This window comes from Bacillus aquiflavi (assembly GCF_019915265.1).
Taxonomy (GTDB): Bacteria; Bacillota; Bacilli; order Bacillales; family Cytobacillaceae; genus Bacillus_BT; species Bacillus_BT aquiflavi.
This window is the reverse complement of the sequence record NZ_CP082780.1, coordinates 3,354,973-3,372,608: the sequence shown is the minus strand read 5'-3', so window position 1 is coordinate 3,372,608 and position 17,636 is coordinate 3,354,973. Positions and strand designations below refer to the sequence as shown.

The 17,636-nt window shown below is 35.1% G+C and carries 13 protein-coding genes and 2 pseudogenes; 11 read left to right on the top strand and 4 right to left on the bottom strand.

Annotated features, from left to right (window positions below; translation table 11 throughout):
• Positions 1-199: 199 nt before the first annotated feature.
• The 3 genes from pglZ to K6959_RS16315 all read left to right on the top strand — a co-directional run bounded on the left by pglZ (position 200) and on the right by K6959_RS16315 (position 5,245).
• On the top strand, positions 200-2,758 hold the full coding sequence (gene pglZ / locus K6959_RS16325; protein WP_223087049.1) for a BREX-1 system phosphatase PglZ type A: 2,559 nt from the start codon (positions 200-202) through the stop codon (positions 2,756-2,758).
• Between the two features lie 24 nt (positions 2,759-2,782).
• Positions 2,783-4,840: a protease Lon-related BREX system protein BrxL gene (brxL, locus tag K6959_RS16320; protein ID WP_223087048.1), complete on the top strand. Its 2,058-nt coding sequence runs from the start codon at positions 2,783-2,785 to the stop codon at positions 4,838-4,840.
• A gap of 96 nt (positions 4,841-4,936) precedes the next feature.
• Positions 4,937-5,245, top strand: a complete 309-nt coding sequence (locus tag K6959_RS16315; protein WP_163243261.1) for a hypothetical protein — start codon at positions 4,937-4,939, stop codon at positions 5,243-5,245.
• A gap of 32 nt (positions 5,246-5,277) precedes the next feature.
• Here K6959_RS16315 and K6959_RS16310 read toward each other — a convergent pair whose 3' ends face one another.
• On the bottom strand, positions 5,278-5,775 hold the full coding sequence (locus K6959_RS16310; protein WP_163243262.1) for a hypothetical protein: 498 nt from the start codon (positions 5,773-5,775) through the stop codon (positions 5,278-5,280).
• A gap of 218 nt (positions 5,776-5,993) precedes the next feature.
• Between K6959_RS16310 and K6959_RS16305 the strand changes: the two are divergent.
• The 6 genes and pseudogenes from K6959_RS16305 to K6959_RS16285 all read left to right on the top strand — a co-directional run bounded on the left by K6959_RS16305 (position 5,994) and on the right by K6959_RS16285 (position 11,924).
• Positions 5,994-7,285 (top strand): annotated as a pseudogene (locus K6959_RS16305) (IS110 family RNA-guided transposase).
• A 421-nt stretch (positions 7,286-7,706) separates the two neighbouring features.
• The gene (locus K6959_RS16300) at positions 7,707-8,258 is read left to right on the top strand and encodes a pentapeptide repeat-containing protein (protein ID WP_223087047.1); all 552 of its coding nucleotides are present in this window, start codon (positions 7,707-7,709) and stop codon (positions 8,256-8,258) included.
• Between the two features lie 906 nt (positions 8,259-9,164).
• Positions 9,165-9,641 (top strand): DUF1910 domain-containing protein, encoded by a 477-nt coding sequence (locus K6959_RS16295; protein ID WP_262421814.1) that lies wholly within the window; start codon positions 9,165-9,167, stop codon positions 9,639-9,641.
• A pseudogene (locus K6959_RS19400) lies at positions 9,581-9,873 on the top strand (PoNe immunity protein domain-containing protein). The gene K6959_RS16295 and the pseudogene K6959_RS19400 overlap by 61 nt, the downstream one beginning before the upstream one ends.
• Positions 9,874-10,043: 170 nt before the next feature.
• Positions 10,044-11,426: a hypothetical protein gene (locus tag K6959_RS16290; protein ID WP_163243264.1), complete on the top strand. Its 1,383-nt coding sequence runs from the start codon at positions 10,044-10,046 to the stop codon at positions 11,424-11,426.
• Between the two features lie 12 nt (positions 11,427-11,438).
• Positions 11,439-11,924 carry a hypothetical protein gene (locus K6959_RS16285; RefSeq protein ID WP_163243265.1) on the top strand — a complete coding sequence of 162 codons (486 nt, stop codon included), beginning with the start codon at positions 11,439-11,441 and terminating at the stop codon, positions 11,922-11,924.
• Between the two features lie 172 nt (positions 11,925-12,096).
• Here the strand turns inward: K6959_RS16285 and K6959_RS16280 are convergent, their stop codons facing one another.
• Positions 12,097-12,309, bottom strand: a complete 213-nt coding sequence (locus tag K6959_RS16280) for a hypothetical protein (protein WP_223087046.1) — start codon at positions 12,307-12,309, stop codon at positions 12,097-12,099.
• On the opposite strand from K6959_RS16280, the gene K6959_RS16275 reads away from it, so the two are divergent.
• Together K6959_RS16275 and K6959_RS16270 are read left to right on the top strand one after the other, a co-directional pair.
• Positions 12,302-12,790 (top strand): hypothetical protein, encoded by a 489-nt coding sequence (locus K6959_RS16275; protein ID WP_223087044.1) that lies wholly within the window; start codon positions 12,302-12,304, stop codon positions 12,788-12,790. The genes K6959_RS16280 and K6959_RS16275 overlap by 8 nt on opposite strands.
• A 273-nt stretch (positions 12,791-13,063) precedes the next feature.
• On the top strand, positions 13,064-13,588 hold the full coding sequence (locus K6959_RS16270) for a hypothetical protein (protein WP_223087042.1): 525 nt from the start codon (positions 13,064-13,066) through the stop codon (positions 13,586-13,588).
• A gap of 1,915 nt (positions 13,589-15,503) precedes the next feature.
• Here K6959_RS16270 and ahpF read toward each other — a convergent pair.
• The gene (gene ahpF, locus K6959_RS16260) at positions 15,504-17,033 is read right to left on the bottom strand and encodes an alkyl hydroperoxide reductase subunit F (RefSeq protein ID WP_163242913.1); all 1,530 of its coding nucleotides are present in this window, start codon (positions 17,031-17,033) and stop codon (positions 15,504-15,506) included.
• A 13-nt stretch (positions 17,034-17,046) separates the two neighbouring features.
• A complete protein-coding gene (gene ahpC / locus K6959_RS16255; RefSeq protein ID WP_163242886.1) occupies positions 17,047-17,610 on the bottom strand; it encodes an alkyl hydroperoxide reductase subunit C in 564 nt (187 codons plus the stop codon).
• Between the last annotated feature and the right edge of the window lie 26 nt (positions 17,611-17,636).

Below are 17,636 nucleotides of genomic sequence, written 5' to 3'. Positions count from 1 at the left end.
AACAAATCCAACATATGTAATAACCTTATGTTACCTTTAATGCAATAATGTTGGCATATCATTTGGAATCAACATGGCCTGACCGCTACCTTCACCATCTTATAGAACAATTAAAGTATACAAAAATAACTGGAATAAGAAGGAGTAAATGGTGATTAAAATAAGTAATAGTTGAGGCATTAGAAAGCAGGTGAGTAGGATGAATATGACTCAAATCGTCTCCGCCCTTCAAGATATTTTTAGCGAACCGTTAAAAGACGGGGAAGAGCGAAAAATTGTCTTTTGGGTGGATAAGGATCAAGAGTTTATTGAGGAAATTGATCAATTGACAATGGATGGAGTTAAAATCCAAACATTATCGGAAAACAATCAATTTTATATGAAACATTTGTTAGAGGAAGAAGATCCATCTTCTCATTATTTGATATATACAACGTTAGAATTAGGTTTAGAAGATAACTGGTTAGCGGATACAGTGTTCTATTCGAAAACATTTTATGCAGATCGGATTTCGCTTATTTTAAGTGAGCTTCAAATAGATCCATCTCTACGTGGAGTGATAAAAAAATATGAACGTTTCTTCAATAACAAAGAGCGTTACCGTAAGTTTCAGGGATTAGGTATTGAATCATTCAGTGAAGAGATGATTGAACTTGCGATTATGAGTGTGCTTTGTAACGTAAAGGTTCCTGATTTTGAAGAAGTGTTAAAGACGGTATTAATGGATACGCTGGAGGATAGCGATAATAAGTTATTAACTCAGATGGACAAGTTTTTCGATGTAGAAGTATTTTGGAAATATGTATTCAAACAGTATGGCTATGAACGTGACACTAAGACATTAAAAACATTGTTTATACATATGGCTGTTACCGCATTTAGCCATTCTGTCAATGAGCAATATTTGACGAGTATAAAAGACTTTATTGCTCTCCGTAATCGAACAAACTGTCTTGTATTCATCGACCATTGGATGCATCATAAAACCGATGGTGAAGTATTTGATGAATACGTAGAAATGGCAGAGAGAGAAATACAGCTTTCTCATATACTACAAACTATTCCAATGGAAGAGTTAAAAAAAGCAGAAACATTTCCCTATATCGACAGAGCGATCATCATTTACATTGCCAATAGTTTACTTGAGAAGCTCGAAGATTTTGAGGAGTACACTAAATTAATTAAGCTAAGACGGGCAAAACACTTTTACGAACGCTATGCAAATGTTTATGAGGCACTTTTTTATACCGTTAAAATGCAGGAATTCTATAAAGAATACCAACAAGGAATACCAACAGGGCGGGCTATTGACATTTACGAAGCATATCAGAGCCAGTATTATCTGATGGATACGTATTATCGTAAGTTTTATGTGGCCTATGATGAAGAAAGCAATCATGAAATACTCAAGAAATTAAAAGAAGTGGTGGAGCATTTATATACGCATTGGTTTATGGGCGAATTAAGTGCGAACTGGTCGCAAGCTGTAAAGGCAGAAATGACTGAAAAATGGTCACTACCAGGTGTGTTAAACCAACAGCAGTTTTATTCTTCAATTGTAGCTCCACACATTCGAAAAGGTGAGCGAGTATTCGTCATTATTTCCGATGCATTTCGATATGAAATTGGAGTAGAGCTGACAGAACGATTAAACGCTGAGACGATTGGTACATGTGATATACAATCCATGCTTGGAGTCATCCCTTCTGTTACAAAATTGGGTATGGCATCGTTGCTCCCACATAAATCTATTGATATTGATTCGAAGGGGCAAGTGTATGTAAATGACAAGGATTCATCTGGGCTGGAAAACCGAAAAGCTATTATTGAATCCACTGTTGAAGATAGCATGGCAGTCTATTTCCAAGATATTGTAAATATGAACAAAGCAGGAAGACGTGAAACATTTAAAGGTAAGAAACTCATTTATATCTACCATGACAGCATTGATGCAATGGGTGATAAAGCATCAACGGAAATTTATACGTTTAATGCAGTTGAAAAGGCACTGGATGAAATTTCTAACCTAATAAAAATTATTCGTGACGACCTTTCTGGAACGAACATTTTAATTACTGCTGATCATGGCTTCCTTTTTCAAAGAGAACCTTTAGAGGAAAGCGATAAAATCGAGAAAGTACAGTTGGAAACAATTGAGGTGAAACGTCGTTACGCTTTATCTAAAGAAAATCAGGACATTCCAGGACAATTAATGATTGATTTGGCTTCCGTTATTAAAAATGAACAGCAATTACACGTTTATGTGCCAAATGGAACGCTACGTAATCGTATGCAAGGATCTGGGATGAATTTCAATCATGGTGGAGCAAGTTTACAAGAAATTGTAGTACCTTTACTTTCCTTCAAAAATAAGCGAGCTGGTCAAAAAGGAGTTCAAGCTATTTCGAAAGTCGATATTAAACTGACAAGTACGACGCAAAAAATTACAAATAGCATCTTTAACTTAAACTTCTTCCAAACCGAAAAAGTAGAGGAGAAAACAAAACCTCGTACAGTTATCATTTATATGGCTGATGAAGAAGGTAACGTACTCTCAAATGAAGAAACCATTATTGGTGATCGTTCATTTGATAATCCAGCCGACCGTACATTCAAGCTACAATTTGTGTTAAAAAGTATTCCGTACGATCGAAATAAAACATATTACTTAATCATTAAAGATACGGAGACAGGCGTAATTACAGAAAAAGTTCCGTTTACGATTAACTTAGGAATTGTCAGTGATTTTGACTTCTAAGCTGTGATGATTGGAGGGATGAGAATGGATGAAAAAGTAGAGGAGAATATGACACTTGATCTTGATAAAAAGTTAAATAGTGTCTTTGCAGGTCGAGTTGTTCGTAAAGATTTGACGAAGCTCATTAAAGAAGGGGCAAACGTTCCTGTCTATGTTCTTGAATACTTGCTTGGGATGTACTGTGCAACTGATGATGAAGAAAGTATTCGAGAAGGTGTTGAGCGGGTTAAAAAAATCCTTTCTGATAATTTTGTCCGCCCAGATGAAGCGGAAAAGATTAAATCACGTATTCGAGAGCTTGGGCAGTATTCAATAATAGATAAAGTGACGGTTACGCTGAATCCGAAAATTGACACTTATGAGGCTGAATTTTCAAACTTAGGGTTAAAGGGAGTGCCAATCGCTTCAAACTTCGTAAAAGAATATGACAAGCTTTTGGTGGGCGGAATTTGGTGTATGGTCAAAATTGATTATTTTTACGATGAAGAAGTAAGGGTTATGAACCCATTCAGTGTAAGTAGCCTACAGCCGATTCAAATGCCGAACATGGACATCAATGAGGTCTTTGAAGGCAGAAAGAAATTTACAAAGGATGAGTGGATTGACGTTCTTATCCGTTCTACAGGGATGGAGCCTACGCAATTAGAAGAAAGAGTAAAGTGGCATCTACTTCTACGTCTCGTTCCACTTGTTGAAAATAATTACAATATGTGTGAATTGGGACCAAGAGGAACGGGAAAATCGCATGTATACAAGGAAATCTCGCCAAATTCCATCCTTGTGTCAGGCGGTCAATCAACGGTGGCGAACCTTTTCTATAATATGTCCACCCGTAAAATCGGCCTTGTTGGACTATGGGATTGTGTGGCGTTTGATGAAGTAGCAGGTATTCGCTTTAAAGATAAAGATGGCATTCAAATTATGAAGGACTACATGGCATCAGGATCCTTTGCCAGAGGGAAGGAAGAGAAGAACGCCTCGGCATCTATGGTATTTGTCGGGAATATTAACCAGAGTGTCGATGTATTGCTGAAGACGTCTCATCTTTTCGCTCCATTTCCCGAAGAAATGGCGAATGATACCGCATTTTTTGATCGGATGCATTACTACATGCCAGGTTGGGAAATTCCCAAAATGCGGCCCGACTTCTTTACAGATAAATACGGGTTTATTGTAGATTATATCGCTGAATTCTTTAGGGAAATGCGAAAACGCTCATTCGCCGATTCCATTGATCGCTTTTACAAACTTGGCAATAATTTGAATCAACGGGATACGGTTGCTGTGCGGAAAACGGTATCGGGTATGGTGAAACTGATTTATCCTCATGGTGAATACACGAAAGAAGATATCGAGGAAATTTTACAATATGCTCTTGAAGGTCGCCGTCGTGTAAAGGAACAGCTCAAGAAAATAGGGGGCATGGAGTTCTATGATGTCATGTTCTCGTATCTTGATAAAGAAACGATGGCTGAGGAATATGTCTCTGTACCCGAACAAGGGGGCGGTAAGCTGATTCCTGAGGGAATGGGTAAGCCTGGGCATGTGTATGTCGTCGGTCAAAGTGATTCGGGCATGATCGGCGTTTACAAGCTTGAAAACCAAGTCGTGAGCGGAATAGGTAAGTTTGATAAATCAGGACTTGGCTCCCATCGAGGTGCAAAGGAAAGTTTAGATACGGCCTTTCGCTTCTTTACGGCAAATAGTAAGGCTATAAGCAATACGATTAGCACGAAAACGAAAGATTACTTAATGCATGTTAGCGATTTGCAAGGGATTGGCTTATCAGGGGAGCTTGCGATAGCGGAGTTGATTGGGCTTTGCTCAGGAGCTTTAGACAAGCCTGTACAAGAAAGCACCGTTGTTATTGGCAACATGACCGTAGGAGGCACAATTGCAAAAGTAGAAGAATTTGCGAACGTCTTGCAAGTATGTGTCGATGCAGGAGCGAAGAAGGTGTTGATACCAGCATCATCAGTCATGGATTTGCAAACTGTTCCCCCAGATTTATTAGTCAAAGTACAGCCAGTGTTTTTTGCGGATCCGATTGATGCGGTATTTAAGGCTTTGGGGGTAAGTTAAAAAAGGTTTTGAACGTAACCATAATTAAAGGAAAGAGTCGGTAATGCCGATTCTTTTTCTATAATATCGAAAGAAAAGTTGGATGGGGAATGTGATGTGAAAATTTATTCAAGAGATTTTACAGTTCTAACAAAAGAAGAATTGAAAGAATGGGAATTTTTAAAGGAAAAAGAGGTTGTTCATAGATCGGGGAATCTTTTCGTTAGGAGAAGCAAGTATAGAGAATATCCTGCCGCAGTAAGACACTATGAAAGTTTGTTTCCCAATAATCATTTGGATATAGTCGATCTACAAAAGATAGAACAGCTTACGAAGTTAACTGAAAAATTTCATCGATTAATAGACAATCCTAACTCAAATAAAGATCTATTCTCAATTGGATTCGTGAAAAGGCAGTTTCCATAAGCATTGAACTTTTGGAACTGCCTTTATATATTTCAATCATTGTTTTTGGAGTATTTTTCATTGAAGTTGAAAAGTAACTGGGCGATTATATCTTGTAGCTTGTATTGAGGAAAATGCTCTTCGCAAGTTTTGACAAATTGTTTATACAACTCGTCCGACATACGGAAGTTCTTCGTGGAAAATTTAGGAGATTGGAAAATTCGCTTGTCCAAAATGAAGTCATTGTTATTTTTAAATTGCTCAATTAATGATTTTAGGGCTAAGAAGTTTTGCTTAATATAGTCCAATTCGGGCTCCTGGGGGTTAGTAACACTTATAATTTGGTTTTCATCCTGAACAAATTTGTAATACTGGTTATCTCGTTTAATAAATACATAATCATCTTCCTGCATTAGTTTTGTAAAGGTAGAGTAATTCATTTCAAGTGTTTCTGCCACCTTTTGTAAATCAAAGCCATCCTTACTTAGAAGATCATTTACGATTGCAACCCGTTCCTTGCTATTCATTGTAGTGAAGCTGTCTTTCTTCAAGTGTACACCTCTTGTCTGTTTCGATGTTATATTATAGATAAAGAATACAGAATAATTCCTGTAGGGTTTGAATGATAAGCAAATAATAAAAGGGAGCATTCCTGTAATAAAGAAATTTGCGATTTGAACAAAAAAAGTCCCCTTGGTATGATACGAGGTGTCCAAAGCTTCGAAGCAAAAAATGGACCCTTAATTTAAGTAACCAAGGAGGACTCAAAATGAATTATACTCAAAATCAAAAAATCTCGCAAATCACACCATCAACATTAGTTATTGGCATTGATATTGCCAAAGACAAACACGTAGCACGAGCTCAAGATGATCGTGGCATTGAGTTTGGAAAACGTTTAATCTTTGAAAATCGTATCCATGGCTTCCAAACATTATTAGAATGGGTAGAACGTCATCAGAAACAAAATGAAAAAAATCATGTGATATTTGGCGTTGAGCCAACTGGACATTATTGGCTTAATTTAGCTTATTTCCTTACTGCTAAAGGCTATGATTTTGTATTGGTCAATCCAATGCATGTCAAGAAATCCAAAGAGCTTGATGACAACTCACCAACGAAGAACGATACAAAGGACGCCAAAGTAATTGCACAGCTGATAAAGGATGGGCGATACTCCGTACCAAATCTTTTAGATGGCATTTATGCCGAACTAAGAGAGGGCGTCAAAGTAAGAGATCAACTCATCCGGCAGCTTATGATTACTGAAGGACGAATTCAAAATGTAATTCAGCGTTATTTTCCAGAGTTCTTTGATGTTTTTGGAGACTGGGAAGGGAAAGCTGCCTTATGCACACTTAAACTATTTCCGTTTCCTTCTCAAATAATTGAAATGGAGCCTGATGAAGTTCTTTTGAAATGGAAACCTTTTGTTCAACGTGGAGTTGGAATCAAACGAGCGACTAAGCTAGTAGAAACAGCCAAAAAGAGTATTGGTATTCAGATTGGTATTGAGTTTGCCAAACGTGAACTGGATTTTCTAATCCGCCAATATGAGCTTTATAAAGAGCAACTAGAACAGTTAGACAATCAAATAGAAGCTCTTCTAACTACAATACCAGGCACCAAGCAAATGATTGATATAAATGGTTTAGGTGTAGCAACAGTTGCACAATTATTTGCCGAGGTTGGAGATATAAGCAAGTATAGCCATCCACAGCAATTAGTTAACTAGTTAACCTAGCAGGGCTTTCGTTACGTGAACATAGTTCCGGAAAATTCAAAGGGCAAACTAGAATCACTAAACGAGGACGAAGTGGGCTCCGAAGAGCCTTATACTTAGCCATTCGGCCACTCGTCGCTCATAATGAAACCTTTAAGGCTTTGCATCACTATTATACTAATCGTCCCGAACGCCCTTTAAAAAAACAACAATCACTCATTGCCTTGTGTTGTAAGTTATTACGTGTATTATTTGTCATTGGTCAAAAACAATGCGAATTTGATGGCTCGAAGCTGTTACAGGGATTACCACAAATCAATGCATTACAGGCTGCTTAAAGTCGATTTAAATAAATAATTACTTCGAATACTTTATGAAATCTCAAGAACAAATACCAATAGTGCAGAGTCGGAGTTTATTTTTCCATTCGGGCTTTTGACCCTGCAAGGGAGCATATCCGACCTCCACCTCAAGGATACGCAGGACGAAGGAATGTATGGAACCCAATCCGGTGAGACATAGGAGGGTTAGCGGCCGTGAGTTGTGTGGAGACTTCTACGCACGGTTATATTTAAACATCCAATTTAAACCAAATTGGATGTTAGGATAGTCTACTTTCTGTAAAATATTTATAAATTTTCAATATATATTCTCAATCCCCCAATGGGATCAAAGGTGTCAACTATTAGGTATATGTGAAAACATGAGAAAAATGGAGTATTCGATAGATATTACTAACTTTATTGAAGGAGGATATTAATGTATGCTAATCTAGTAGAAAAAATAAAATTGCATGATTTATTTTTAAAAACCATAGGAAGTGCTGGCCAAAAATTAGTATTAGATGAAATAGATTTAACAAAAGTTAATTTTTCAAACTTAGATTTAACTGAGAGTACACTAATTGAGTGTAATTTTAGTGGTGTGAAACTGATAAAAACTGATTTTTTTAGAGCAGAACTATATTCGTCAAATTTTAAAAATACGAGTATACAAGAAGTCACTTTTACAAAATCAAAAGCTGATTATGCCTCTTTTAAAAGTGCAAGAATACTGATGTCTAATTTTTCTAAAGCAGATTTATATGAAACAGATTTTTCCTGCTCAACTATCTCTAGTAGTAAATTTATTTCCAGTGGATTGCAAAAAACGAATTTTACTGGTTCAAAATTAGATAATATAGATTTTGAGTTATCAGTTATAGATGAAACGATCTTTTCCGATTCAAAATTAAATAATTTAAAAAAATATAGAAAAAAGCAATCGTTATCTCAATTAACATTGGGACTGCTGAACAGCCAATCATCTTAGAGAAAAATCAGGCTATTGAATGGTTAATACAGCATAATAATGTTTAATTTTGGAAAAAAAATTATTAAATGATATGTTTTTTCTTTAATTTTATATATGAATTAGCAACCTGTAATTTATAGGAATGCCTGTACCAGTAGTGAATTCTTCTCCTATGGTTTAACAAGTGTCGGGCTTAGTTTAGATAGTGCACCAATAAAAATGGATAGAATTTTTTGAAGAAAATAATATTACTTTTTGAACTAAAAATTAGGATTAAAATAGGTAAGAAAATCTTATCGGATTTAGATATTTCTACTTTTGAAATTAAAAATAAACATTTTAGTAGTTCAACTGCTAAAAAGATCTAGGAAATTTTTAGCTGACACTCAAGAAGAAGTATCTCAATTGGTTTCTAACGCTTTGAAAAACGTAAAGTTATTGATGCAATTGATAATGGATTAGGTACTCGAGGACAGAATTCTTTTAGCAATAATAGAAACTGGAGAAATTGTGGGAACAAAAAATGAAACGAAAATAAAAATAGTTTATGATGAATGAAAAAAAACGGTGATTTTGCTAAATAAATTAAAGGATTTTCTATTATCTGAAATTAATAAGGATACCTTGGAAGATACAAATAAATTCTCTTCTGTATGGTAGTGATTTCTAGTCAATCTCACTATACCAAAGATTGAAAAATAGATTAGATAATTAGCCACTAACATTGTAAAACCTGTTCATAATTGAACAGGCTTATTTTTACTCAATCTTAACTCGCTAGCCATGGAGGATAACATCTGGATTTTTAATTTGATGATTTAAGCGCTTTAATTTTCTCGCCGATGTATTATATTGGCGCAATGGCTTCTGAATCTGTTTTAAATTCATTAGGAAAAATAGAAAAGCAGGAGTGAAGAAAATAAAGTGAGAGATAATCTTAAAAATATAACTTATTTCAAAAAGTATTTAGAAAATGAAAATCGTAAAATAATGAAGTATAAAGCAATGGCGGATAAAGTAAGAATACAACGAGGAGAAGAGGATGCTGGACTGAAAAGAGCATATATTGTCATTCAGAATAGTTACTTTAATAAATTAAATTGTTTATACTCTATGGGAGCTCCAATTGATGAAATTAAATTATTATATCCTGAGATTATTGAAGTAATGGGTAAAATTTGGAATAAAGAAAGTGGTTATGTTAGATTAGTATGGATGTTATCTATTGGAGTTATGATTAACGTTTCACAAAACAATATTCATCAACTACAAAAGCTAGTTCAAAATGCTAATTTAAATGATTATTTAGTTCATTTTTTATTTAATTCTATAGATAAAAATTGGAGGAAAACAGCAAAAGAGTTTTTATTTACAGACCGTATAGCGTACTCTATGATGTAACTAATGCAAAAGACAAAGATGAGGCATTAAAACTATTAACATATTATTTAAAGGAGAAATGGTATCAAGGTCATAATGATACTGGGTGGTACGATTCACATCTAAATAAAAATGATATTTATAATGGCTATTGGAGTTATGAGAGTGGTGCATAGCGAAGATACTACAGCTTGATGATAGTGATTTAAAAGACATTCCATTTTATCCTTATGAAATGGTTCATTATCAATAAAGCATTAAAAGATAGATATTGTATGAAAGGAGTAAAAATTAAATCAGGAACATTAAGAAATACGTGTACCGAAAAAAATATATAGGAATAACTTCTTCACCATTTTCGATAGAAAAAATAGATAATGAAAAATAATTTAGCGTATTCAAAAAAATGATGTTGGCTATTGGATGACTCAAAACGGTCAATTGCCAATTTCTCATGACAGCGTATCAAAAATGATGACAAGCGAGGCTTATCGCAAGCTTTTAGGTAGCTTAGTGCAAAAGGTCGGACTTGAGCCAATCAATACAGTCGAAAGAGAGGCATATGGAAACGACAACAGTATCAAATATCATGTATATGCAGACGGCTTGATTGTGATGGAAGCCGACAGATCTGGTAAAGTTCATTATGAAGTTGTTCCAGCAATCCCCGAAGAAATAAGGGATGGTGTCATTACTTCACCCGTTGATCGTGCATTTGAAGGTGTCATTGATGGAATGGGAAAAGCTCTTGGTGATACGATAGACGGTCTCGTTTCTCTATACAAATTTGCCGAGAAAAATTTACAACCGGGTGACATTAATTATATTGAAAAAGCCATCTTCGCTTATCAACTCATCCATGACCCAAAGAAAAGGCTAGAAGAAATGAAGGATAAAGTAATCAATTTCCCAAAATATATGTGGGAAGGGATGAAAAACGCCTGGAATCGAGATGTCATCAACGGTGATGCCCACAGCCGCGCTGAATTCTTCTCCTATGGTTTAACAACAATTGGGATTGGCGTAATCGGAGATAAAGGATTAAGTAGAGCAGGTCAGCTTGGAAACGCTGCAAAACTCGGTCATGTTGGAAAAGTAGGAAATGTTGCAAATAAGATCCCCCCACCAATACCGATTAATAAAGGCTTAACTCCGGCTTTTGTTACAGGCACAGCTAATCCGATTCCATACAACGTCATGGATGACTTGTACAATCGAATCCACCAAGCGAGTAAGGAAGCGTTTGGAGACAGTCGTGGTGGGAAAGTGTCCATAGAAGTTGGAGGAACTAGTAAGAAAGCCAGTGAAGTGAACAAATTTAAATTTGAAGAAATAACTGCTCCATCTAGTGGAAAAAAAATAAAGGTCTATACAAACGGTGAAACTATAATACCTGTTGATAAAATAGAGAAATATATGCGAGGCAAAGTTAATGGAGATTTAGAAACTATTAAAAGAGAGTTATTTGATTTGAAACAATTTAAACAAAATCAAAGAAAAGTTTTTGATAAAAACCCTGAAAACCAAAAGAGAATAAAAAAGCTGGAAAATATGAAACATAATGTCCAAAGATCTCAAGATATGTCGGAAAAATTAACATCTATAGGATTAAATGATACTACAGTTAATAATAAAATGATTATGGATAACATCATGGAGGTAGGGAAAAAGGTTACAGCAAATAATAGGGTAGATGTGCCTAGTGTTTTAGAAGGACCAAATGGAAAGTTAAAAGTTTTAACTACTTGGAGCTTGGTAGACGGAAAGCCATATTTATCAACTATTAAATTGATTCCAATAAAGTAAGGAGAAAAATCAATGAAAGAAGATAATATATCTAATTATGAAGTAGACAGATTAGTAAATTTTGAAGATTATGCAGAAAGAATGTCTGATGGTGAGTTAATAAATATTGTAGAGAAAATGGAAAATTATGATGAAGTAGGAACAGCGCTGAGTGAATTATCCATAAGAGAACATAAATGTGCTAGTAAATTATGCAACAATATTATTGAAAATAGGTTAGGGGATAAATACCTTCAGGCAACAGCTATGAGTCTTCTTTTTAGTTCTGATAAAGATAAAGCTTTAGAATTAACCAAAAAATATTTAGATATTTTCCCATCAGTCGTTCTTGGAGAAATAATGGATGGTTTATCAATGGAGAGTAATCGAAAATTTGGTAAATTAATAGAAAAAGAAACATTAAAGTTAATTAATGAGAAATACCATGGATTGGATAATGAGGAGAAAAAGGGAATTGAGACCAATTACGAATGGTTTACTAAATCGTATAAAATATAAGTAATCCTATAATTAAGAGAACTTTGGAAAAATTGTTTATCATATTTTTTGATAACATATGTAAAACTATTCATTATATGGGTAATTATAGTAAGTGTTGGTGTAGAATTTTTTACGAAGGGAACTTTTAAAAAAACAAGTGAATGTCAAGTAAAGTGATATAATGCTCTTCTCAAGGTGACAAGGAAAAAAATCTGATTACTTTGGGGAGCTTTTTTATGTCATTAAGCGTACCGATAAAAAGCAAATTAAGCAGTAAAACTCGAAAAGACAACTTCACCAAATAAGATCCCCCACCGATACCGATTACTAAAGGATTAACTCCCGCTTTTGCCACAGGCACAGCTAATCCGATTCCATACAATGTCATGGATGACTTGTACAATCGAATCCACCAAGCGAGTAAGGAAGCGTTTGGAGACAGTCGTGGTGGGAAAGTGTCGGTAAGTGTTGGGGATGTTAGTAAGAAAGCCAGCGGAGCTAACCTACATGTAGGAATAGTACAATCTAGAATTAATGTTACAAATGGTCCTACTAGATTTACTCCGCTTAGGAAATCAGGAGAACCTGTGTCAGCTGGATTTAAGCATATTTATGAAGGTCATTTTAATAGGCCTTTAGCAAATAGCCGCTCTATTTTTTTAGTGACTCCTGAAAGATTAAAACAAATACTTCAATCTAAAAAAGTTGTGAGCTCAAAAGTAACAGAAATACCAGGAGGACAATATAAACGTGTTGTTGATACTGGCGAAATTGTTGGAAACACCGCACTAAAATATGGTGGAAAACCCACGAGTTATATAGAAATATATACTGATAGAGCGGGAAATTTAATTACTGCGTATCCTGTTCCTAAACTTAAATAATAGTAGCATTTCTGGTCTCTACCGCAGGATACATAGGATAAGGAGTTCATGGACTCCAATCTGGGGAGATATAGAAGGGTGAGGGACCATGAACATGTGAAATGTAAAGCCCTTGAGCTCGATCATACATTTCTTATCAGAATATACTAGGATGGTCGTTAGGGCGGATAATTGCTTGTAAGAATACTCTGTATAGATCCTTGTAAGATGTTACTACTATAAGATGTAGATGAATACCCAAGAGATAATTTAACTTTATTGAAGGAGAATATTATGAAAAAAAATGGTTTGCTTGATAAAGACCTACTAAAACAATATTATTCTATATTTTCAAATAAAAATAATTTAAAGGATTTTAAAAGTTATTATTTAGCATTTGTGAGATTTATAAATCAAAATAGAGAGTTTTTCACGGATACTATTTTAGAAAAATGGGATTTAAACGTATTGATAACTCTTAATCCAGATAACTATTTAGTTAAAAATCCTGATATATCTTTACCATTAGAGGAAAAAAGATTGAGGGGAGATTATGATGATATAGATACATTAGTGATGTCTATTCGAGATACCTTGTGGGATATGATAACAATATATTCGGGAAAAGATTGTCCAATAACTCCAAACGATGAGTTAAGATATATATTGTTAAAAAATAATGATGGAAAAGAAAAGCTGTTATTAGAATGTGCAGCTTGTGGATGGACTGAAAATATTGATGGAAATGAATATAATGATCCTACAGGAACGGTTTATCCAGTTAATAAAAAAGATTTAGAGAGGTATTTTTTGTCATAAAGGAGTTGTCTAGATGGAGAAAAAATGTTTTTCTTCACTTTTTTTTGTATTTTGAACGATTATATCAAATATATTTAAGTTGGAATGTCAACACTCTTTAAAACAATCATTATAAGGGTTGTGATCCGTTTTGGGATACTTCCTTTTCAATGTGTTTCTTATGTCTAAGATGGTTTGAAACAGAGCCTCTGCGGGCATATATTCTTGAGCCATGAAACCAGCATTATGGGGCTGGCTCTGACAAACAAGGTCACTCCATGTAAAACCAACACAAAAGCCCTAATCTATTTGCTAGATTCATATTGTTGCTTAAATTCTATGGGGTTTGAAATATGGCCAAAATAAAAAGGAGATAAAGTATGGATGACAAATTAAAACAAAATAAGAAAACATTTATTATGGAATGAGAGTTTGTCTGAAGATAAAGGAGAACAACTTTTTTAAAAAGACGATGCTTTTATAAATTTAAAATTAAATGATTTAGATTTATCTAATTCGGGAATCATTAACGTTATTTAACAAATGTAAAATTAGAAAAAATTGATTTAAGTTCTAATAACTTATCCTATTCCAAATTCCTTAGTTCTGAAATCTTAGGCTCATCTTCTATTAAATCTGAGCTAAACCATACCAATTTTAATGAAACGCTTATTAAGGACTGTAACTTTTTCAGGGGAATTTTTATAGGTTCAATATTTAAAAATTCACAAATAAAATCAACTAAGTTTGAAAGTGGATATTTTAAAAAAGTAACTTTCGAAAATGTTATTTTTGAAAATATAGATTTAAAGGATGTTTCCTATGAGAAGTGTAAATTTATTAACGTTATTTTTAAGGAACTTAAAAATATAGATAGTATAAAAGATTCTGTAATTATAATCGATGGGAAAAAAATCTGTGGTAAAGACGTTAAAAATTACTTTTTGGAAATATTAACCTAAAATTTAGAGAATGAAAAAAATAATCCTGTGAGCTGTTACAGAATAGAGGTCAAATTTTTTGCGCTTTCGTTTCTTTTAACAAATTAAAATAAAATAATCAAGATAAAAATGTTATGATACCAATGTTTTTATAGAGACTAAAAGGAAAAAATTTTGCCCTTTCAAGTGTGAATCATCATATAGCAATTTATTGTATAGCTTTTGCTTCTACATGCACCCCTAAAATGAAGGCTAATGTGTAAGTGCTTTTTCGCTTCTCACTATAAATTTTTAAGAAAAATTTTAAAAACCGAGATAATAATTGGGCGAAAGGGTGACTGAAGAGAGAGTGTTATTGATATTTTAAGCGTAGTTTACTTAAACAGGTTGTAAATTTGTTAAAGACTATAAAAAATTCAATAAAGTTATCTCAGAATAGATTAGATGGAAATACACCTGAGCTACGACATGCTGTCTATCAAAGTATAGAGAAATTACTGGTCCCTAACCGGAACGCACCACCCATTCATACCATTTATCAAAGTAAATTCGATGCAAGCCACGATAATTTTGTCCACGTTTTTTGTAATATTAGCTTAATGCGATAAGCGCTTGCTGTTTCGGGAAAGTTTTTATCGGTGCCAAAACTATAAAGAAGTTTTTTCTTATTTTTTAATCTGTAGGATCACATCAGCACTATACCCAACGTTTTTTCCAGTTTATCTATGAACAAGTAAGTACTCGGAACGACTAATCAAGACATCAGTCGCTCATGAAAAAGCAAGGAAGCTGCTGATTTAGAGGCTAGTAAGCTTTTTTAGCAGTTAAATTCTAACTAAACCAGGACTACATCATTACAGAATAAGACAAACTCCTTGAAAAGAAAGTCGCTTTACTATCAGCCAGATAGTGAAGCGACTTTCACAAAATTAATCGGTTTGTGGGACACTAGTTTATCAATCGTACGGGAAGATCTACACCGATGATTCGCTAAATTAATTTCGGATGAGGTAGTCGACTGCACCTAAAGCCGCATTCGCACCTGATCCCATCGAAATAATAATCTGCTTGTATGGACTATTCGTACAGTCTCCTGCTGCAAACACTCCAGGTATGCTCGTAGCACTACGATTATCGACCACGATTTCACCGACTTTATTACGTTCAATCGTGTCACCTAACCAATCGGTATTTGGTACTAGGCCAATCTGAACAAATACTCCCTGCAATTCAATCTGTTTGACTGCTTCTGTATCACGTTCAATGTAGGTAATGCCGTTTACCTTGTCGGTGCCGGTAATTTCCTTTGTTTCAACGTTCTTTAGAACAGTTACATTTGGCAAGCTGTAAAGCCGTTCTTGTAATACAGCATCAGCTTTTAACTCTTGATTATACTCAAGAACTGTTACATGTTTTACAATGCCTGCAAGATCAATCGCTGCTTCAATGCCAGAATTCCCGCCGCCAATAACCGCTACATGCTTGCCTGCAAATAATGGACCATCACAATGAGGGCAGTATGCTACACCTTTGTTTTTGAATTCTGTTTCGCCTGGTACACCAACATTGCGCCAACGAGCACCTGTTGATAGAATGACAGTCTTACTCTTTAAAACTGCACCGTTTTCTAGTTCAATTTCAATGAAGTCTTTCTTATCTAAACGTTTCGCGCGCTGTAAATTCATCACATCAATTTCATACTCTTTCACATGTTCTTCAAGACTGGCTGCAAGCTTGCGACCTTCGGTATACTTAACACTAATGAAGTTCTCGATACCCATTGTGTCCATGATTTGACCGCCAAAACGTTCAGCAACAATGCCGGTACGAATGCCTTTGCGTGCTGCGTAGATCGCTGCACTTGCACCGGCTGGACCGCCCCCAACAACAAGAACATCGTATGGGTCTTTATTCGCAAGCTCTGCTGCGTCCGGAGCATTTCCCATTTTGGCAAGAATCTCTTCAAGTGTCATACGTCCGCTGTTAAAGAATTCTCCATTTAGGTAAACTGCTGGTACTGCCATAATGTTTTTGTTTTCTACTTCTTCTTTAAATGCCGCACCATCAATCATCGTATGTGTAATGCCAGGATTGAAGATGCTCATTAAGTTCAATGCTTGCACAACATCAGGACAGTTGTTACAGCTTAGGCTAATATAAGACTCAAAATGATACGTACCGCTAATGCTTTTAATTTGATCAATTACGTTTTGATCGACTTTTGGGGCTCTTCCGCTAACTTGTAACAGAGCTAATACGAATGAAGTAAACTCATGCCCTAAAGGGACACCGGCGAAAGTGATTCCGGTGTCTTCCCCTACCCGATTTACACTAAAGCTTGGTGTTCTTGGCAGCTCAGTGTGTTCTACAGTAATTTTCGATGACATTGTTGTTATTTCATCCAAAAGCTCTAACATGTTTTTAGATATCTCATCGGATCCTGCACTAACTTTGATCAGTACATCATCTTCCATCAGTTGAAGATATTGATTTAATTGTGCTTTTATCTCTGCATTTAGCATAATATGTTGTCACCCCTTAAATTTTTCCTACTAGGTCAAGGCTTGGTTTTAGTGTTTCAGAACCTTCTTTCCATTTTGCTGGGCAAACTTCACCCGGATGGTTTCGAACGTATTGTGCTGCTTTAATCTTGTTAATAAGAGTGCTGGCGTCACGCCCAATGCCATCTGCATTAATTTCAACAGCTTGAATGATACCGTCGGGATCGATTATAAAAGTACCGCGGTCGGCATGACCCTCTTCCTCAACTAGAACGTCAAAGTTCCGAGAAATTGTATGTGAAGGATCACCGATCATCGGATAAGTAATTTTGCCGATTGTTTCTGATGAATCATGCCAAGCTTTATGTGTAAAATGAGTATCTGTTGAAACGGAGTACACTTCAACCTCAAGTTCTTTTAAGGCTTCGTAATGATCTTGTAGATCTTCTAGCTCAGTTGGACACACGAATGTAAAATCTGCTGGATAAAAGCAAACTACACTCCATTTCCCTTTTAAGTTTTCTTCAGTAACCTCAATAAATTCCCCATTTTGATAAGCAGTTGCTTTGAATGGTTTTACTTCTGTTCCAATTAAAGACATAATTTATTTCCTCCTACATGTTTTTT